Source organism: Denitratisoma sp. agr-D3 (assembly GCF_054658675.1).
In genome coordinates, this window is the sequence record NZ_BAAGIA010000001.1 from 892,658 (window position 1) to 906,582 (window position 13,925).

Sequence of the window (13,925 nt, forward strand, 5' to 3'; positions counted from 1 at the left end):
TTCATCGGGGCTATTGAAATTCCGCCTTTATTCCCCATTTGCAGGCTAAGCCTTTTAGGAGCCTCTCCATGCGACTCGACAAATTCACCACCAAGTTCCAGCAAGCCCTGGCCGATGCCCAGAGCATCGCCGTGGGCAACGACCAACAATTCATCGAACCCCAGCACCTGCTGCTGGCCCTGCTGGAGCAGGACGACGGCGGTACCGTCTCCCTGCTGCAACGGGCCGGCGTCAATGTGCCGCCCCTGAAAACCGCCCTGCAAGCCGCCATCAAGCGCCTACCCCAGGTGGAAGGCCATGGCGGCGAAGTGACCGTGGGTCGCGACCTGGGCAATCTGCTCAATCTGACCGACAAGGAAGCCCAAAAGCGCGGCGACCAGTTCATCGCCTCGGAAATGTTCTTGCTGGCCCTGGCCGGCGACAAGGGCGAAACCGGCCGTCTGCTCAAGGAGCACGGCCTTGCCAAGCCCGCCCTGGAGCGCGCCATTGAGGCCGTGCGCGGCGGTGCCAGCGTGGGCAGTGCCGATGCTGAAAGCCAGCGGGAATCCCTCAAGAAATACTGCCTCGACCTGACCGAGCGCGCCCGTAGCGGCAAGCTGGACCCGGTGATCGGCCGCGACGACGAAATCCGCCGTGCTATTCAAATCCTGCAACGGCGTAGCAAGAACAACCCGGTGCTGATCGGCGAACCCGGCGTGGGCAAGACCGCCATTGTGGAAGGTCTGGCCCAGCGCATCGTCAATGAAGAAGTGCCGGAAACCCTCAAGGACAAGAAAGTGCTGTCCCTGGACATGGCTGCCCTGCTGGCCGGTGCCAAGTATCGCGGCGAGTTTGAGGAGCGCCTCAAAGCCGTGCTCAACGACATCGCCAAGGAAGAAGGCCGGGTCATCCTCTTCATCGACGAAATCCACACCATGGTGGGCGCAGGCAAGGCCGAAGGTGCCATGGACGCGGGCAATATGCTCAAGCCCGCCCTGGCGCGCGGCGAGTTGCACTGCATCGGCGCCACCACCCTGGACGAATACCGCAAGTACGTGGAAAAAGACGCCGCCCTGGAACGCCGCTTCCAGAAGGTGATGGTGGACGAGCCCAGCGTGGAAAGCACCATCGCCATCCTGCGCGGCTTGCAGGAAAAGTACGAACTGCACCACGGCGTGGACATCACTGATCCGGCCATCGTCGCCGCGGCGGAGCTTTCCCACCGCTACATCACCGACCGCTTCCTGCCGGACAAGGCCATCGACCTCATCGACGAGGCCGCCGCCAAGATCAAGATGGAAATCGACTCCAAGCCCGAGGTCATGGACAAGCTGGACCGGCGCATGATCCAGCTCAAGATCGAGCGCGAGGCCGTCAAGAAGGAAAAGGACGAAGCCTCCAAGAAGCGCCTCGGCCTGATCGAGGACGAACTGGCTCGCCTGCAAAAGGAATACTCCGACCTGGAAGAAATCTGGAAAGCCGAAAAGGCCCAGGTGCACGGCTCTGCCCACATCAAGGAAGAGATCGACAAGCTCAAGGTGCAAATGGCCGAGCTGCAACGCAAGGGCGCTTTCGACAAGCTGGCCGAACTGCAATACGGCAAGCTGCCCCAACTGGAAGCCCAGTTGAAGGCCGCAGAGAAGTCCAATGATGGTGCCGCCAAGCCCAACAAGCTGCTGCGTACCCAGGTGGGCACCGAAGAAATCGCCGAAGTGGTGAGCCGCGCCACCGGCATTCCCGTCAGCAAGATGATGCAGGGCGAGCGGGAAAAGCTGCTCAAGATGGAAGACAAACTGCACCAGCGCGTGGTGGGGCAGGACGAGGCCGTGCGTCTTGTGTCCGACGCCATCCGCCGTTCCCGTGCCGGCCTGTCCGACGAAAACAAGCCCTACGGTTCCTTCCTCTTCCTCGGCCCCACGGGCGTGGGCAAGACCGAGCTGTGCAAGACCCTGGCCGAGTTCCTGTTCGATGCCGAAGATCACCTGATCCGCATCGACATGAGCGAGTTCATGGAAAAGCACTCCGTCGCCCGCCTCATCGGCGCGCCCCCCGGCTATGTGGGCTATGAAGAAGGCGGCTACCTGACTGAGCAAGTGCGGCGCAAGCCTTACAGCGTGATCCTCTTCGACGAAGTGGAAAAGGCCCACCCGGACGTGTTCAACGTGCTGCTGCAAGTGCTGGACGATGGCCGCATGACTGATGGCCAAGGCCGCACCGTGGACTTCAAGAACACCGTGATCGTCATGACCTCCAACCTGGGCAGCCAGATGATCCAGCAGATGGCCGGTGACGACTATCAGGTGGTGAAGCTGGCAGTGATGGGCGAAGTGAAAACCTACTTCCGTCCCGAGTTCATCAACCGCATCGACGAAGTGGTGGTGTTCCATAGCCTGGACGAAAAGAACATCGCCTCCATCGCCAAGATTCAACTGGCCTACCTGGAAAAGCGTCTGGGCAAGCTGGACATGGAACTCAAGGTGGAAGAGTCCGCCCTGCTGGAACTGGCCAAGGCCGGTTTCGACCCGGTGTTCGGCGCAAGACCGCTCAAGCGGGCCATTCAGGAACGGATCGAAAACCCCCTGGCCAAGGCCATCCTCGAAGGCAAGTTCGCCGCCAAGGATGTCATCAAGGTCACGTCCAATCCGGCGGGGATCATCGAGTTCGCCAAGGGCTGAGCAAGCGGGTGGGTTGTTTCATGCAAAGGGCCGGGGTGGTGACACCCCGGCCCTTTGCTTTGTGCGCTGCGTGGACGTGGTTGGGACGCTAAGAGCGCTGGATTACGGTGGGTAGGTTATTGGACAGGGGGTTGGACTTTGGGAAATTGCTATGTTTAGATACGGTCTATTTCATGACGAACGGGAGTCAATGCATGTGTCCGATACTCTGTTTGCTTCCTGTTTTGGTGTCTACTTCACGTTAGCCGCCTTCTTTCCTTAACCCACACACTAGGTTCTCACTGGGAGGCCTCATGTCGCAGATGCAAGAAATTCGAATTCAGCTTGAGGGAGTGAGTACGGTATTAAAGACACGCCGCTTTAGAGTCCCGGCATACCAACGATCCTATGCTTGGGAACGGGAGCATGTTGAATCCTTACTTGCCGATATAAATGATGCAATTCGAAACAAGGAAAACGAATATTTTCTTGGGTCAGTGGTTGTAACAGGGCCAGTCAATCAGCGCTATGAAGTCGTCGACGGACAGCAACGTCTAACCACTGTTAGCTTATTAATCGCGGCGATCAAGGACATATTTCTGCGTGATGGCGATGCTGATGTTGTGGCGTCTGTCAGAAGCGAATTTTTGGCGAGCACCGATAGAAAGACAAAGGAGAAGGAATCAAAGCTTGTTCTTAATGAGATCGACAACGAGCTCTATCAAGAGTTGATTGATAGCATCCCGAACGTTGATGCAGATAGATTCACACGCCAATCTCATCAGAGGTTGCTTGATGCTGCTCGCACGGTATTCGCCTACATCGAACAGCTCTGCGCCAAGTCGAAGGACGCGGAGGAGGATCTACATGCTTGGCTTGACTATCTAGAAACCAATCTCAAGGTTATCGTCGTAACAGCTCCGGACGACAGTAACGCGTTCATCATTTTTGAGACGCTCAATGATCGGGGGCTGGAACTTGCGATTTCGGACCTGCTGAAAAACTATCTGTTTCACAAATCTAGCGACAAGATTGAAGAAACAAAGAACAGATGGCTATCCATGGTGGCTGTTTTAGAGAGCGCCTCTGATGACCCGCTTGTTGTTACTTACCTCCGGCATTTTGCTATGTCCAGATACGGGCTTGTTCGAGAAAAAGAACTCTTTGGAGTTATTAAGCGCAAGGTTACAAGCAAGAAAGCAGCACTACTATTTTCATCAGCCTTGCGAGACACCGCAAAGACTTACTCCGCTCTCATCAATACAGACCATGAGTATTGGAGTAAGTACGACACCAAAGTCCGCGATTGTGCAGCTGCTCTGAATCTCCTGGGGATGACGCAAATTAGACCGCTGTTGCTCGCAATCCTTGAGCGGTTCGATGACATCCAAATCCGGAAGGCATTCGAAAAATTGGAAGCTGTTGCTGTTCGATTCCAGATTGTTGGAGGGGTCGGGGGTGGTACGTTGGAACGGATTTACAGCGAAACTGCCAAGTCTGTGTCAGAGGGAAGACTTACTACGGCGTCGGATGTTGTCAAAGCCTTTATCACGCTTCCTGCTGACTCTGCATTTGAACAAGCCTTCGCAGTGGCTAGCATATCCAAGCAAAACTTGGCGCGTTACTACCTTCGCAATTTGGAGGAAGGCGTTGCTTCTGCTGATGAATGTGAAATGGTTCCGAGCAAAGATACCGGGCGCGTGAATCTTGAACATGTTCTACCACTTACTCTAGGTGAGGATTGGCAGGACAAGTGGGGCGCTGACGAAGCGCGAGCTTTTCAACGTAGATTGGGAAATCTTGCGCTCATGTCCGCGAAAATTAACAGTACGGTTGGAAACGATGGATTCAATTCCAAAAAGGGCGCATACAAGAAGTCATCGTTTCACTTCACAAGGATGCTGACCGATTTCGATGCGTGGGACAAGAGCGCAATAGAGAGACGTCAGAAGGAAATGGCCAAGATTGCTGTCAGGGTATGGGCAGTTAAGTGACTCTCTGTATTGACGCAAGGCGGCTAACCCAGTGGTGCAGTGTCGCTGCGCGATAAAGCCGCCCAGCGACACTGACCTTGGACGTTAGGTAAAAATGGACACGCTGGATGACATCGCAAGAGAAGAGTGGCTCTCGAATCTTTATGAGGAAATTTCAACAGAGGCTATTTCAGAATTTAACTATGATCGTTTGCGTTCGTACTATGTCAAGAATCCCTTGGTCGCCCAAGATGCTTTCTTGACGTACGAAGAAGCCATTGAAATTCGCCGCAATCACCCTACGGCGGCACTTCTTTTGTTCGTTGTCTCGATTGAGGTTTCTTTAAAGTCTGCTTTGCTTAAGCCCGTAATTTACGGGCTCGTTAATAATGAAGCCGTGGCCGATCTAATCTCTGACTTGGCGGTAAGAAACAATGGTCTAGATAGATTCAACAAAATTATGCGATACGTACTGCGTGAGTACGGAGGTATCGAAATCCAGAATCACAAAATTCAAGGTCACAAGGATACCTTCCTGAAAGAACTGAAATGTATCCAAGATATTAGAAACGGGGTTAGTCATCGTGCTGAATGGGCAACTCCAGAAATGGCGGAACTAGCCGAGGATATTGCAACTGAAGTCATCTACAAATTTGTGGATGGGGTTCTTGGCAGTCTCGGTTTTTCTCTTGAAAGCGATGGCACGATATCAGCCTGACCATTCCCTCCGCGGTTTCGCCGCTACGACGTCCCCTCACGTCAAATGTTAGGCTTGAGCAACGATAGTGGAAATTAACCATCAACCCTGAAGGCAACTAGGAATGAAAACAAAGCAAGCAGCAGTCATTGTTGGGCTCACCTTCTTAACTGCAACCGTCACTGCTTGCAGTACTCAGGCTTGGTACGAGGGGGTGAAACGCGGCGCTGAAAACAACTGTCGTAGCCAGCCGCCGGGCGAGAGTGAACGATGCTTGGAAAAGCTCAACAAGCAATCCTACGAAGAATATGAAAAAGAACGGTCAGGTCAAAAATAGACCGCAATGCCTGACAGCGCTTGACGCTGAGATCTAGGCCGTTCAAGCAGGCGACTTGCGGCTCCTCTGGTGCCAAGGTTGCTTGACTCAACACCAGTGCTTGTTCTCGAAAAAGGGCCGGAGTGGTGACACCCCGGCCCTTCTGTTTGGCTGCGTCGGTTTCACCCTCCCCTGCCGCGCTCGTAATTTTCCTTGCATCTGATGGATGAAGTCCTTCTAGCCTACATCCTTGTCGCTTGGTTTTCTGCTCTTGGTGCGGGGCGGGTGGAATGTGAAGGGGCTGACGGCACTGCCTCACAAGGTCTTCAACTCAATACGGCAGAGATTCTTGACGAAGCGGGGGCCGGAGTTGTTGTCGGCGGCGATGACCAGGGCCAGGGGGCCGATCTCGGCCAGGGGGGCGTCTTCGCAGCTCAGGGCCACCAGGCAGCTCGGGCCGGCGGGGCTGTTGAAGAGTTCGCCCCAGGAGAAGAGGCAGCGGTAGCCGTCGCTGGCGTGGGCGATGATGGCGAGGCAGCGGGTGTCGTCGGGGGAGAGGGTGTCGAGCCCGACGTGGCTGCGCAGGATGTCGGCCAGCGCCACGCCTTCGAAGTGGCGGCCTTCCTCGTCCTCGATGCCGGCGCAGTCCGGCGGTCTCCGCAGTACCCGGCGCGGGGCCTGCTCCTTAAGGGCTTGCCAGGGGACGATGAGGCTTTCATCGCCGACAAAAATCTCCAGGTCGCAGGGGGCCGTCATGGCGTTCGCTTTCGGTTCGGGGAAGAGGGCTGCCGTGGATTGTAAAAGCGATGGGCAGAAACGTCGTCATGCCCGCCTGGGTGGGAATCCCGTGTCTTTCTACTGGCGTCGCTGGATCCCCGCTTTCGCGGGGATGACGGTGATGGGAGTTGGTCGCTCCGCTAGACGAGTCCCTGGGACGCGCCTTACCTACTTGGCGTTGTAGAGATTGAACTTGCCGCCCTGCACCAGATAGATGAAGGGCTTCTGGTCCGCATCCCAGCCGCCGGGCTTGCCGCTCTTGGTCTGGGCCGGGCGGAACTTGAAGGGGCCGGTGGCACCGTTGATGTTCACCTTGGGCAGGGCGTTCTTCAGGGCTTCCCGGTCGGCGTTGACGTCGCCACTGAGCTTCACGTCCTTCAATGCGGCGGCGGCGATGTGGAGGGCATCGTAGGCCTGGGCGGCGAACTGGTTGGGCTCGACGCCGTACTTCTTCTGGTAGGCGGCAACGAAAGCCTTGTTGGCGGGAGCGGGGTTGTTGTTGGCCCAGGGGCTGCCGACGAAGGTGCCTTCACCGGCCAGCTTGGAAATTTCGAACAATTTGGGCGAGTTGAAGCCATTGCCACCGATGAAGGGCACCTTGAGGCCCAGGCCCCGGGCTTGCAGCATGATGTTGGCGGCTTCCTCGGCCAGGCAGGAACAGACCACGGCGTCGGGGTTGGTGCCCTTGATCTTGGTCAGTTGGGCCTTGAAGTCCACATCGCCCTTCACATAGGTTTCGGTGGTGGTGACGGGAATCTTCTGCTCGGCCAGCACCTGCTTGAACACGTCGTAACCGCTCTTGGTGAAGGCGTCGTCGTTGCCGTAGATGACGGCCACGGTCTTGAGCTTGTAGTGTTTGACGGCGGTGGCCACGGTGGTGGGCAGCACGTCGGATTCCATCACCGAGTTGCGGAAGATGTAGGGACCGATGTCGGTGATGCCGTTGGCGGTGTTGGAGGTGCCGAAGGCCACCACCTTGGCGCCGTTGGCCACGGGGCCGGCGGCGAACATGGAGTTGGACAGGGTGGGGCCGAAGATCATCAGCACCTTGTCCTGGAAGATGAGCTTCTTGAAGACGTTGATGGCTTCTTCCTTCTTGCCCTGTTCGTCTTCGATCACCAGTTGCAGCTTGTTGCCGTTGATGCCACCCTTGGCATTGATTTCGTCCGCCGCCAGTTGAAAACCGTTGCGGATGGGCACGCCGTATTGGGCACCGCCGCCGGTGAGGGCCTCGGCCACGCCGATCTTGAGGTCGGCGTGGGCGCTGGCGGCAGTGAACAAGGCGGTCAGGATCAAAACGATGCGGGGCAGCTTCATTGGGGGCTCCTGGGGCAATGTCCGCCGTTCCCGGTGGGGAGGGGAACGGCGGTGGTCAGCGGGTTAGGTGAGGAAGCGTACGGTTTGGGTGGTACTGAATAAATCCGTTCGTACTGAGCCCTTCGACAGGCTCAGCCCGAACGGTGTCCATTCAATCGACGCTGCTTTAGACACCCTGTTTCAAGCTGGCTTCGATGAAGGCATCCAGGTCGCCGTCTAGTACCTTTTGGGTGGCCGAGATTTCGACGCCGGTGCGCAAATCCTTGATGCGGGAATTGTCCAGCACGTAGGAACGGATCTGGTGGCCCCAGCCCACGTCGGTCTTGGTGGCCTCCAGCTTGTCGGCCTCGGCCTGGCGCTTGCGCAGCTCCAGTTCGTACAGACGAGATTTCAGCATGGCCATGGCCTCGGCCTTGTTGCGGTGCTGGGAACGGTCGTTCTGGCACTGCACGACGATGCCGGTGGGGGCGTGGGTGATCCGGATGGCGGAGTCGGTCTTGTTGATGTGCTGACCGCCGGCGCCGGAGGCGCGGAAGGTGTCGATGCGCAGGTCCGCCGGGTTGATCTCGACCTCGATGGAATCGTCGATCTCGGGGTACACGTACAAGCTGGCAAAGCTGGTGTGGCGGCCGCCGGAGGAGTCGAAGGGGCTCTTGCGCACCAGGCGGTGCACGCCGGTTTCGGTGCGCAGGAAGCCGTAGGCGTAGTCGCCCTCGACCTTGATGGAGGCGGAGCGGATGCCGGCCACGTCGCCGTCGGTCTGTTCCAGCAGTTCGGTCTTGAAGCCCTTGCGTTCGCAGTACTTGAGGTACTGGCGCAGCAGCATGCCGGCCCAGTCGCAGGCCTCGGTGCCGCCGGCGCCGGCCTGGATGTCGATGAAGCAGTTGTTGGGGTCGGCCGGGTTGGCGAACATGCGGCGGAATTCCAGGCCCGCCACTTCGCTTTCAACCCCTTGCAGGTCGGCTTCCACCGCCAGCAGGGTGTCGTCGTCGCCCTCGGCCTTGGCCATGTCGAACAGTTCCTTGGCGTCGTTCAGTTGCTGCTTGACGTTCTGCAAGGTCAGCACCACGGCTTCCAGAGATTTTTTTTCCTTGCCCAGGGCCTGGGCTTTTTCCGCGTCGTTCCAGATTGCCGGGTCTTCCATCTCCCGGTTGAGTTCGGTCAGCTTTTCCTCTTTGACATCGAAGTCAAAGATACCTCCGCAGTTCGTCACCGCGCTGGGATAGCCCGGTGAGTTGGTTTTCGATGGCGTTGACGCGTTCTGCTTCCATTTTCATCTGCCTGAAATAAAACGGGGCATTATACTTGGGCGGTTTGTCCCTGTCCGGCGAGGCAAGGCAAGGAAGACCTTGCCGCTGGCATTGCCTTCGGCGCCGGCACAATCCTGGTGCGAAGAGATCCTCCCCGCTTTTGTTCATGCACTGCGCTGGCGCGGGATGTCCTGCCTTTGCCCGCAGCGGTGGGCCTCGGCGTCGAGGCACAGATGTTGCCTGTGCTAACTATGACTTGCGTCCTATGGCGAACGATAGTGACGCCAGCGTGATTCACTCGGTGAATGATTTTTTAATGCTCATGGAAAACTTCGTCTGCGACGACACCCCCCTGGCCCACACCTGGATGGCGGCTGAGTTGCGGGTCAACCCGGTACGGGTGCTGCAAACCCTGGTGAACAACCTGGACGGCATGATCTTCCGCTGCATGCTGGACGAGCACTGGACCATGCTCTTCGTCAGCAGCGGCTGCCAGCAGCTCACGGGTTATGCGCCGGAAGCCCTGTTGCTGAACCGGGAACTGTCCTACGAATCCATGACCCACCCCGACGACCGGGCGAATGTCCGCCAGCGGGTGATGGCAGCCTTGGCGGCCAACCGCCGCTTCCGCGTCGAGTACCGCATCATCCGCGCCGACGGTTCGGTGTGCTGGGTGGCGGAGCGGGGCGCCCAGGTGGTGGACGAAAACGGCAACACCGTGCTGGAAGGCTTCGTCGAGGACATCACCGAACAAGTCCAGGCCCAGCACGACCTGGCCTCGGCGGAGGCCCGCTACCGCAGCATTTTCGAAAACTCCAGCGAAGGCATCTTCCAGACTACCGCCGACGGTCACTACCTCAACGCCAACCCGGCCCTGGCCCGCATCTACGGCTACGACAACGCCACCGAGCTGATCGCGGCCTTGCAGAACATCGGCTCCCAGCTTTACGTGGATGCCTCCAGCCGTCGCCGCTTCCAGCAGATCATGGCTGACAAGGGCTATGTCCAGGGCTTCGAGGCCCAGGTACGGCGCCTGGACGGCACGGTGATCTGGATTTCCGAAAACGCCCGGGCGGTGCATGACCATGACGGCGAGTTCCTCTACTACGAGGGCACGGTCCAGGACATCACCGAAACCAAGCGCTATCAGGCCCAGCTGGAACACCAGGCCAGCCACGACCTGCTGACCGGCCTGCCCAACCGTACCCTGTTCGCCGACCGGCTCAAGCAGTCGATCCGACTGGCGGAGCGCAACAGCTATCTGGCGGCGGTGGCCTTCATCGACCTGGACAACTTCAAGTACATCAACGACAGCCTGGGCCACAAGGCCGGCGACGACCTGTTGGTGGAAATCGCCAACCGCCTGCGCTGCGCCCTGCGCGGCAGCGACACGGTGGCCCGCTACGGCGGCGACGAGTTCGTGTTGATCCTCAACAACCTCTACCAGGTCCATTACGTGGTGAAGGTGATCAACCGGGTGCTGGAGGAAATCCAGCGCCCCATGGTGCTGGAAGGCCAGGAGTTGTGCGTGACGTGCAGCATCGGCCTCAGCCTCTACCCCTCGGACGGCGACGATCCCGAGTCCCTGATCCAGCACGCCGACGCGGCCATGTACCTGGCCAAGGAGAGCGGGCGCAACAACTACAAGTTCTTCACCCGCCGTCTCAACGAGCTGGCGGTGGAACGGGTGAGCCTGGAAGGCAGCCTGCGCCGGGCCCTGGAGCGGGAGGAACTCAACGTCTTCTTCCAACCCAAGGTCGACACCAACGGCTACCCCGTGGGCATGGAGGCCCTGTTGCGCTGGTTCAGCCCCGAGCACGGCGTCGTTTCGCCGGACCGCTTCATCGGCTTGGCGGAGGACACGGGCTTGATCGAGCCCATCACCGAGTTCGTGCTTCGGACCGCCAGCCGCCAGGCGGTGATCTGGCGCGAGGCCGGTTACCCGGCCATGCAGATCGCGGTGAACCTCTCGGCCCGATCCCTCAAGCAGGAAGACCTGGCCGACCGGATCATGGCGATCCTGGCGGAAACCGGCTTGCCGCCGGAACAGCTGGAGCTGGAGCTGACGGAAAGCATGTTGATCGAGGACATCGACCATTCCATCAACGTGCTGCAATCCCTCAAGGCCAAGGGCATCCGCCTTGCCATCGACGACTTCGGCACCGGCTATTCGTCCCTCAGCTACTTGCAGCGCTTCCCGGTGGACATCCTCAAGATCGACCGTACTTTTGTGCGCAACCTGGAACTGCATCCCTCGGAAACCGACATCACCAAGCTGATCATCCTGCTCGGTCACAGCCTCAAGCTGCGGGTGGTGGCGGAAGGGGTGGAGACGGAAAACCAGTGGGAACACCTGGACGCCCTGGGCTGCGACGAATTCCAGGGCTTCCTTTTCGCCAAGCCCATGGCGCCGGCGGACCTGGAGCGGATGTTCCTTTCCCGCTTCCGCTGATTGGGCTTCCTGCTGGAATAGGCGCTAGGTCAGCAGGTCCCGCAGCATTTCCAGCATCTGGTCGATTTCTTCCCGGTTCACGTTGAGGGCCGGCATGAAGCGGATCAGGTTGCTGCGCGGGGCGTTGAGCAGCAGGCCTTCCGGCGCCAGCTTGCGCGCCGCTTCCACCAGGGCCGGTCCCCGTTCGTCGGCCAGCACCAGGGCCCGTAGCAGGCCGCTGCCCCGCTCGCCCTCGTGGCCGGTTTCCTCGGCCAGGGTTTGCAGACGGTGGGCCAGATAGTCGCCATTGGCCCGGACCCGTTCGAGAAATCCCGCTTCCAGCACGGTGTCCAGCACTGCTAGGCCCACCGCCGCCATCAGCGGATTGCCGTTGTAGGTGCCGCCCTGGTCGCCGGCCTCGAAGCAGCACACCGCCTCGGTTGCCAGCAGCGCGGCCAGGGGCACGCCGCCGCCGATGCCCTTGCCCAGGGTCATGACGTCCGGCGTGATGCCGGCCTGCTGGTAGGCGAACAGGCTGCCGGTCCGTCCCACCCCGGTCTGCACTTCGTCCACGATGAGCAGGATGCCCTGGTCCTGGGTGAGCTGGCGCAGGGCCTTGAGAAAGGTGGGATGGGCCGGGATCACGCCGGCTTCGCCCTGCACCGGTTCCAGCATGACGGCCACGGTCTGTGGTCCGATCAGGGCCTCCACCGATTCCAGGTCGTTCAGCTGGGCCTTGGGAAAGCCGGCTACCTGGGGCGCGAACAGCCGGTCCCAACCGGGCTTGCCCGAGGCCGACATGGTGGCCAGGGTGCGGCCGTGGAAGCTGTTGTCGAAGGTGATGATCTCGAAGGCGCCGCCCCGGAATTTCTGCCCCCATTTGCGGGCCAGCTTGATGGCCCCCTCGTTGGCCTCGGCACCGCTGTTGGCAAAAAACACCCGGTCGAAGCAGGAATGGTCGGTCAAGCGGCGGGCCAGGCGAGCGGCGGGCTCGTTGAAAAACGCCGGGCTCGGGTTGATCAGCTTGCCGGACTGCTCCTTGAGGGCCTGCTGGATCTGCGGTGGGCAGTGGCCCAGGCAGTTCACCGCCCAGCCCTGGACGAAGTCGAGATAGCGCTTGCCGCGATTGTCGGTCAGCCAGGAGCCGCGTCCCTCGACGAACAACAGGTCGGGACGGGCCGTGACCCACATCAGGGCATCGGTATCGGGCAGGGCAGAGGACATGGCAAGGGCTCCAGAATGAAAAAAGGCCACGGGGGAAACCGGGGCCTTTTACGAAAAATGCGTTGCGGGAAAAAGTCAGGGACGGCTCAAAATTCCGTCTCCATCCTGGTCCGGCAAGGCACGGCGGCCTCGGCGAGGATGCGCTGGCGTCGGCGGCGGAGGGAATGGGAGCGGAAGTTCATGGGGCAAGTGTGCCACGAAATGGGCGCTTGAGGCGCGGTCGTAGTACTCCCGTGCTACCAGGTCGGGCCAGGCCCGTTCCAGAATGCCGTCACCCCATGCCGGGGCGATATCCATAAACCGAGGAGACGAATCATGGCTGCCAAGAAAATCCTGATGTTGGTGGGCGACTACGCCGAAGACTACGAAACCATGGTGCCCTTCCAGGCCCTGCTGATGGTGGGCCACACGGTGCATGCCGTGTGTCCAGGCAAGAAGGCCGGCGAGCAGGTGCGCACCGCCATCCATGACTTCGAGGGCGACCAGACCTATAGCGAAAAGCCCGGCCACAACTTCACCCTCAACGCCGAGTTCGCCGCCGTCAAGGCCGCCGACTACGACGCCTTGCTGATTCCTGGCGGTCGCGCTCCGGAATACCTGCGCCTCAACCCGGAGGTGATTGCCGTGGTGAAGCATTTTGCCGAGGCCAAGAAACCCATCGCCGCCGTCTGCCACGGCCCGCAACTGCTGGCGGCGGCCGGCGTGGTGGATGGCCGCCAATGCAGCGCCTATCCGGCCTGCGGTCCCGAGGTGAAACTGGCCGGCGGCAAGTACGTGGAAATTCCCGTCGATCAGGCCCATGTGGACGGCAACCTGGTCACGGCCCCGGCCTGGCCCGCCCACCCCGCCTGGTTGGCCAAGTTCCTGCAATTGTTGGGCACCCGCATCGAACTGTAATAAGCTTTGTCGCTTGTCCGGGGCGCCCCGTGGTCGGGGCGATTCCCCCTTGTTTGGAGGGCCATCCCATGTGTGAAATCTACGTCAAGGCCGATCCCATTCTCTACGAGTCCCGTTCCCGTTCCCTGCGCATCCACGGCGCGGTGAGCAAGATCCGCCTGGAAAACCTGTATTGGGACATCCTGGCCGAGCTGGCGGCTGGCGAGGGCATGACCACCAATCAGTTGGTGGCCAAGCTGCACGATGAGATCGTCGAGTTCCGTGGCGAGGTGGATAACTTCACTTCCTTCCTGCGGGTCACCTGCCTGCGCTATCTGACCCTGGAGCGGGGCCAGACCAAGCCGCGCCTGAGTTTGGTGGAGCGCATCGGCGCCAGCGTGGCCTCGGCCAGCGCCAGCGCTTGAAGGTCG

The 13,925-nt window shown here is 59.7% G+C and carries 11 protein-coding genes; 7 read left to right on the forward strand and 4 right to left on the reverse strand.

The genetic code is table 11. From position 1 onward, the window contains the following. Positions 1–68: 68 nt before the first annotated feature. The 4 genes from clpB to ACYQ2U_RS04275 all read left to right on the forward strand — a co-directional run bounded on the left by clpB (position 69) and on the right by ACYQ2U_RS04275 (position 5,640). Entirely contained in the window at positions 69–2,654 is a 2,586-nt protein-coding gene (clpB, locus tag ACYQ2U_RS04260; protein ID WP_459949084.1) for an ATP-dependent chaperone ClpB, read from the forward strand. A gap of 293 nt (positions 2,655–2,947) precedes the next feature. Next, the gene (locus ACYQ2U_RS04265) at positions 2,948–4,627 is read left to right on the forward strand and encodes a DUF262 domain-containing protein (RefSeq protein ID WP_459949085.1); all 1,680 of its coding nucleotides are present in this window, start codon (positions 2,948–2,950) and stop codon (positions 4,625–4,627) included. Between the two features lie 94 nt (positions 4,628–4,721). Further along, the gene (locus ACYQ2U_RS04270) at positions 4,722–5,324 is read left to right on the forward strand and encodes a hypothetical protein (protein ID WP_459949086.1); all 603 of its coding nucleotides are present in this window, start codon (positions 4,722–4,724) and stop codon (positions 5,322–5,324) included. A 103-nt stretch (positions 5,325–5,427) separates the two neighbouring features. After that, complete coding sequence (locus ACYQ2U_RS04275; protein ID WP_459949087.1) at positions 5,428–5,640, forward strand: hypothetical protein; 213 nt, start codon at positions 5,428–5,430, stop codon at positions 5,638–5,640. Between the two features lie 294 nt (positions 5,641–5,934). Here the strand turns inward: ACYQ2U_RS04275 and ACYQ2U_RS04280 are convergent, their stop codons facing one another. From ACYQ2U_RS04280 to prfB, 3 genes are all read right to left on the reverse strand, one after another. Further along, a complete protein-coding gene (locus ACYQ2U_RS04280; protein WP_459949088.1) occupies positions 5,935–6,375 on the reverse strand; it encodes a hypothetical protein in 441 nt (146 codons plus the stop codon). Positions 6,376–6,564: 189 nt separating this feature from the next. Continuing rightward, complete coding sequence (locus ACYQ2U_RS04285; protein WP_459949089.1) at positions 6,565–7,713, reverse strand: ABC transporter substrate-binding protein; 1,149 nt, start codon at positions 7,711–7,713, stop codon at positions 6,565–6,567. 166 nt (positions 7,714–7,879) lie between these two features. Beyond that, positions 7,880–8,984 (reverse strand): peptide chain release factor 2 gene (gene prfB / locus ACYQ2U_RS04290; RefSeq protein WP_459949090.1). Its coding sequence is split into 2 segments (ribosomal slippage): positions 7,880–8,902 and positions 8,904–8,984, totalling 1,104 coding nucleotides; the frame shifts between segments, so codons are not numbered across the junction. 295 nt (positions 8,985–9,279) lie between these two features. Between prfB and ACYQ2U_RS04295 the strand changes: the two genes are divergently transcribed. Further along, on the forward strand, positions 9,280–11,415 hold the full coding sequence (locus tag ACYQ2U_RS04295) for a putative bifunctional diguanylate cyclase/phosphodiesterase (protein WP_459949091.1): 2,136 nt from the start codon (positions 9,280–9,282) through the stop codon (positions 11,413–11,415). A 24-nt stretch (positions 11,416–11,439) separates the two neighbouring features. Here ACYQ2U_RS04295 and ACYQ2U_RS04300 read toward each other — a convergent pair whose 3' ends face one another. Beyond that, positions 11,440–12,618 carry an acetylornithine transaminase gene (locus ACYQ2U_RS04300; protein WP_459949092.1) on the reverse strand — a complete coding sequence of 393 codons (1,179 nt, stop codon included), beginning with the start codon at positions 12,616–12,618 and terminating at the stop codon, positions 11,440–11,442. A 315-nt stretch (positions 12,619–12,933) separates the two neighbouring features. On the opposite strand from ACYQ2U_RS04300, the gene ACYQ2U_RS04305 reads away from it, so the two are divergent. Both ACYQ2U_RS04305 and ACYQ2U_RS04310 read left to right on the forward strand, forming a co-directional pair. Then, positions 12,934–13,515, forward strand: coding sequence for a DJ-1/PfpI family protein (locus ACYQ2U_RS04305; RefSeq protein WP_459949093.1), 582 nt, complete (start codon positions 12,934–12,936; stop codon positions 13,513–13,515). Positions 13,516–13,583: 68 nt separating this feature from the next. Beyond that, positions 13,584–13,919, forward strand: a complete 336-nt coding sequence (locus tag ACYQ2U_RS04310) for a ribbon-helix-helix domain-containing protein (RefSeq protein ID WP_459949094.1) — start codon at positions 13,584–13,586, stop codon at positions 13,917–13,919. Positions 13,920–13,925 lie beyond the last annotated feature (6 nt).

Coding starts and splice junctions, on each gene's coding strand:
- ACYQ2U_RS04265 (WP_459949085.1), top strand. CDS start 2,948: ATGTCGCAGATGCAAGAAATTCGAATTCAGCTTGAGGGAGTGAGTACG.
- ACYQ2U_RS04275 (WP_459949087.1), top strand. CDS start 5,428: ATGAAAACAAAGCAAGCAGCAGTCATTGTTGGGCTCACCTTCTTAACT.
- ACYQ2U_RS04300 (WP_459949092.1), bottom strand. CDS start 12,618: ATGTCCTCTGCCCTGCCCGATACCGATGCCCTGATGTGGGTCACGGCC.
- ACYQ2U_RS04310 (WP_459949094.1), top strand. CDS start 13,584: ATGTGTGAAATCTACGTCAAGGCCGATCCCATTCTCTACGAGTCCCGT.
- ACYQ2U_RS04285 (WP_459949089.1), bottom strand. CDS start 7,713: ATGAAGCTGCCCCGCATCGTTTTGATCCTGACCGCCTTGTTCACTGCC.
- ACYQ2U_RS04270 (WP_459949086.1), top strand. CDS start 4,722: ATGGACACGCTGGATGACATCGCAAGAGAAGAGTGGCTCTCGAATCTT.
- ACYQ2U_RS04280 (WP_459949088.1), bottom strand. CDS start 6,375: ATGACGGCCCCCTGCGACCTGGAGATTTTTGTCGGCGATGAAAGCCTC.
- clpB (WP_459949084.1), top strand. CDS start 69: ATGCGACTCGACAAATTCACCACCAAGTTCCAGCAAGCCCTGGCCGAT.
- ACYQ2U_RS04305 (WP_459949093.1), top strand. CDS start 12,934: ATGGCTGCCAAGAAAATCCTGATGTTGGTGGGCGACTACGCCGAAGAC.
- ACYQ2U_RS04295 (WP_459949091.1), top strand. CDS start 9,280: ATGCTCATGGAAAACTTCGTCTGCGACGACACCCCCCTGGCCCACACC.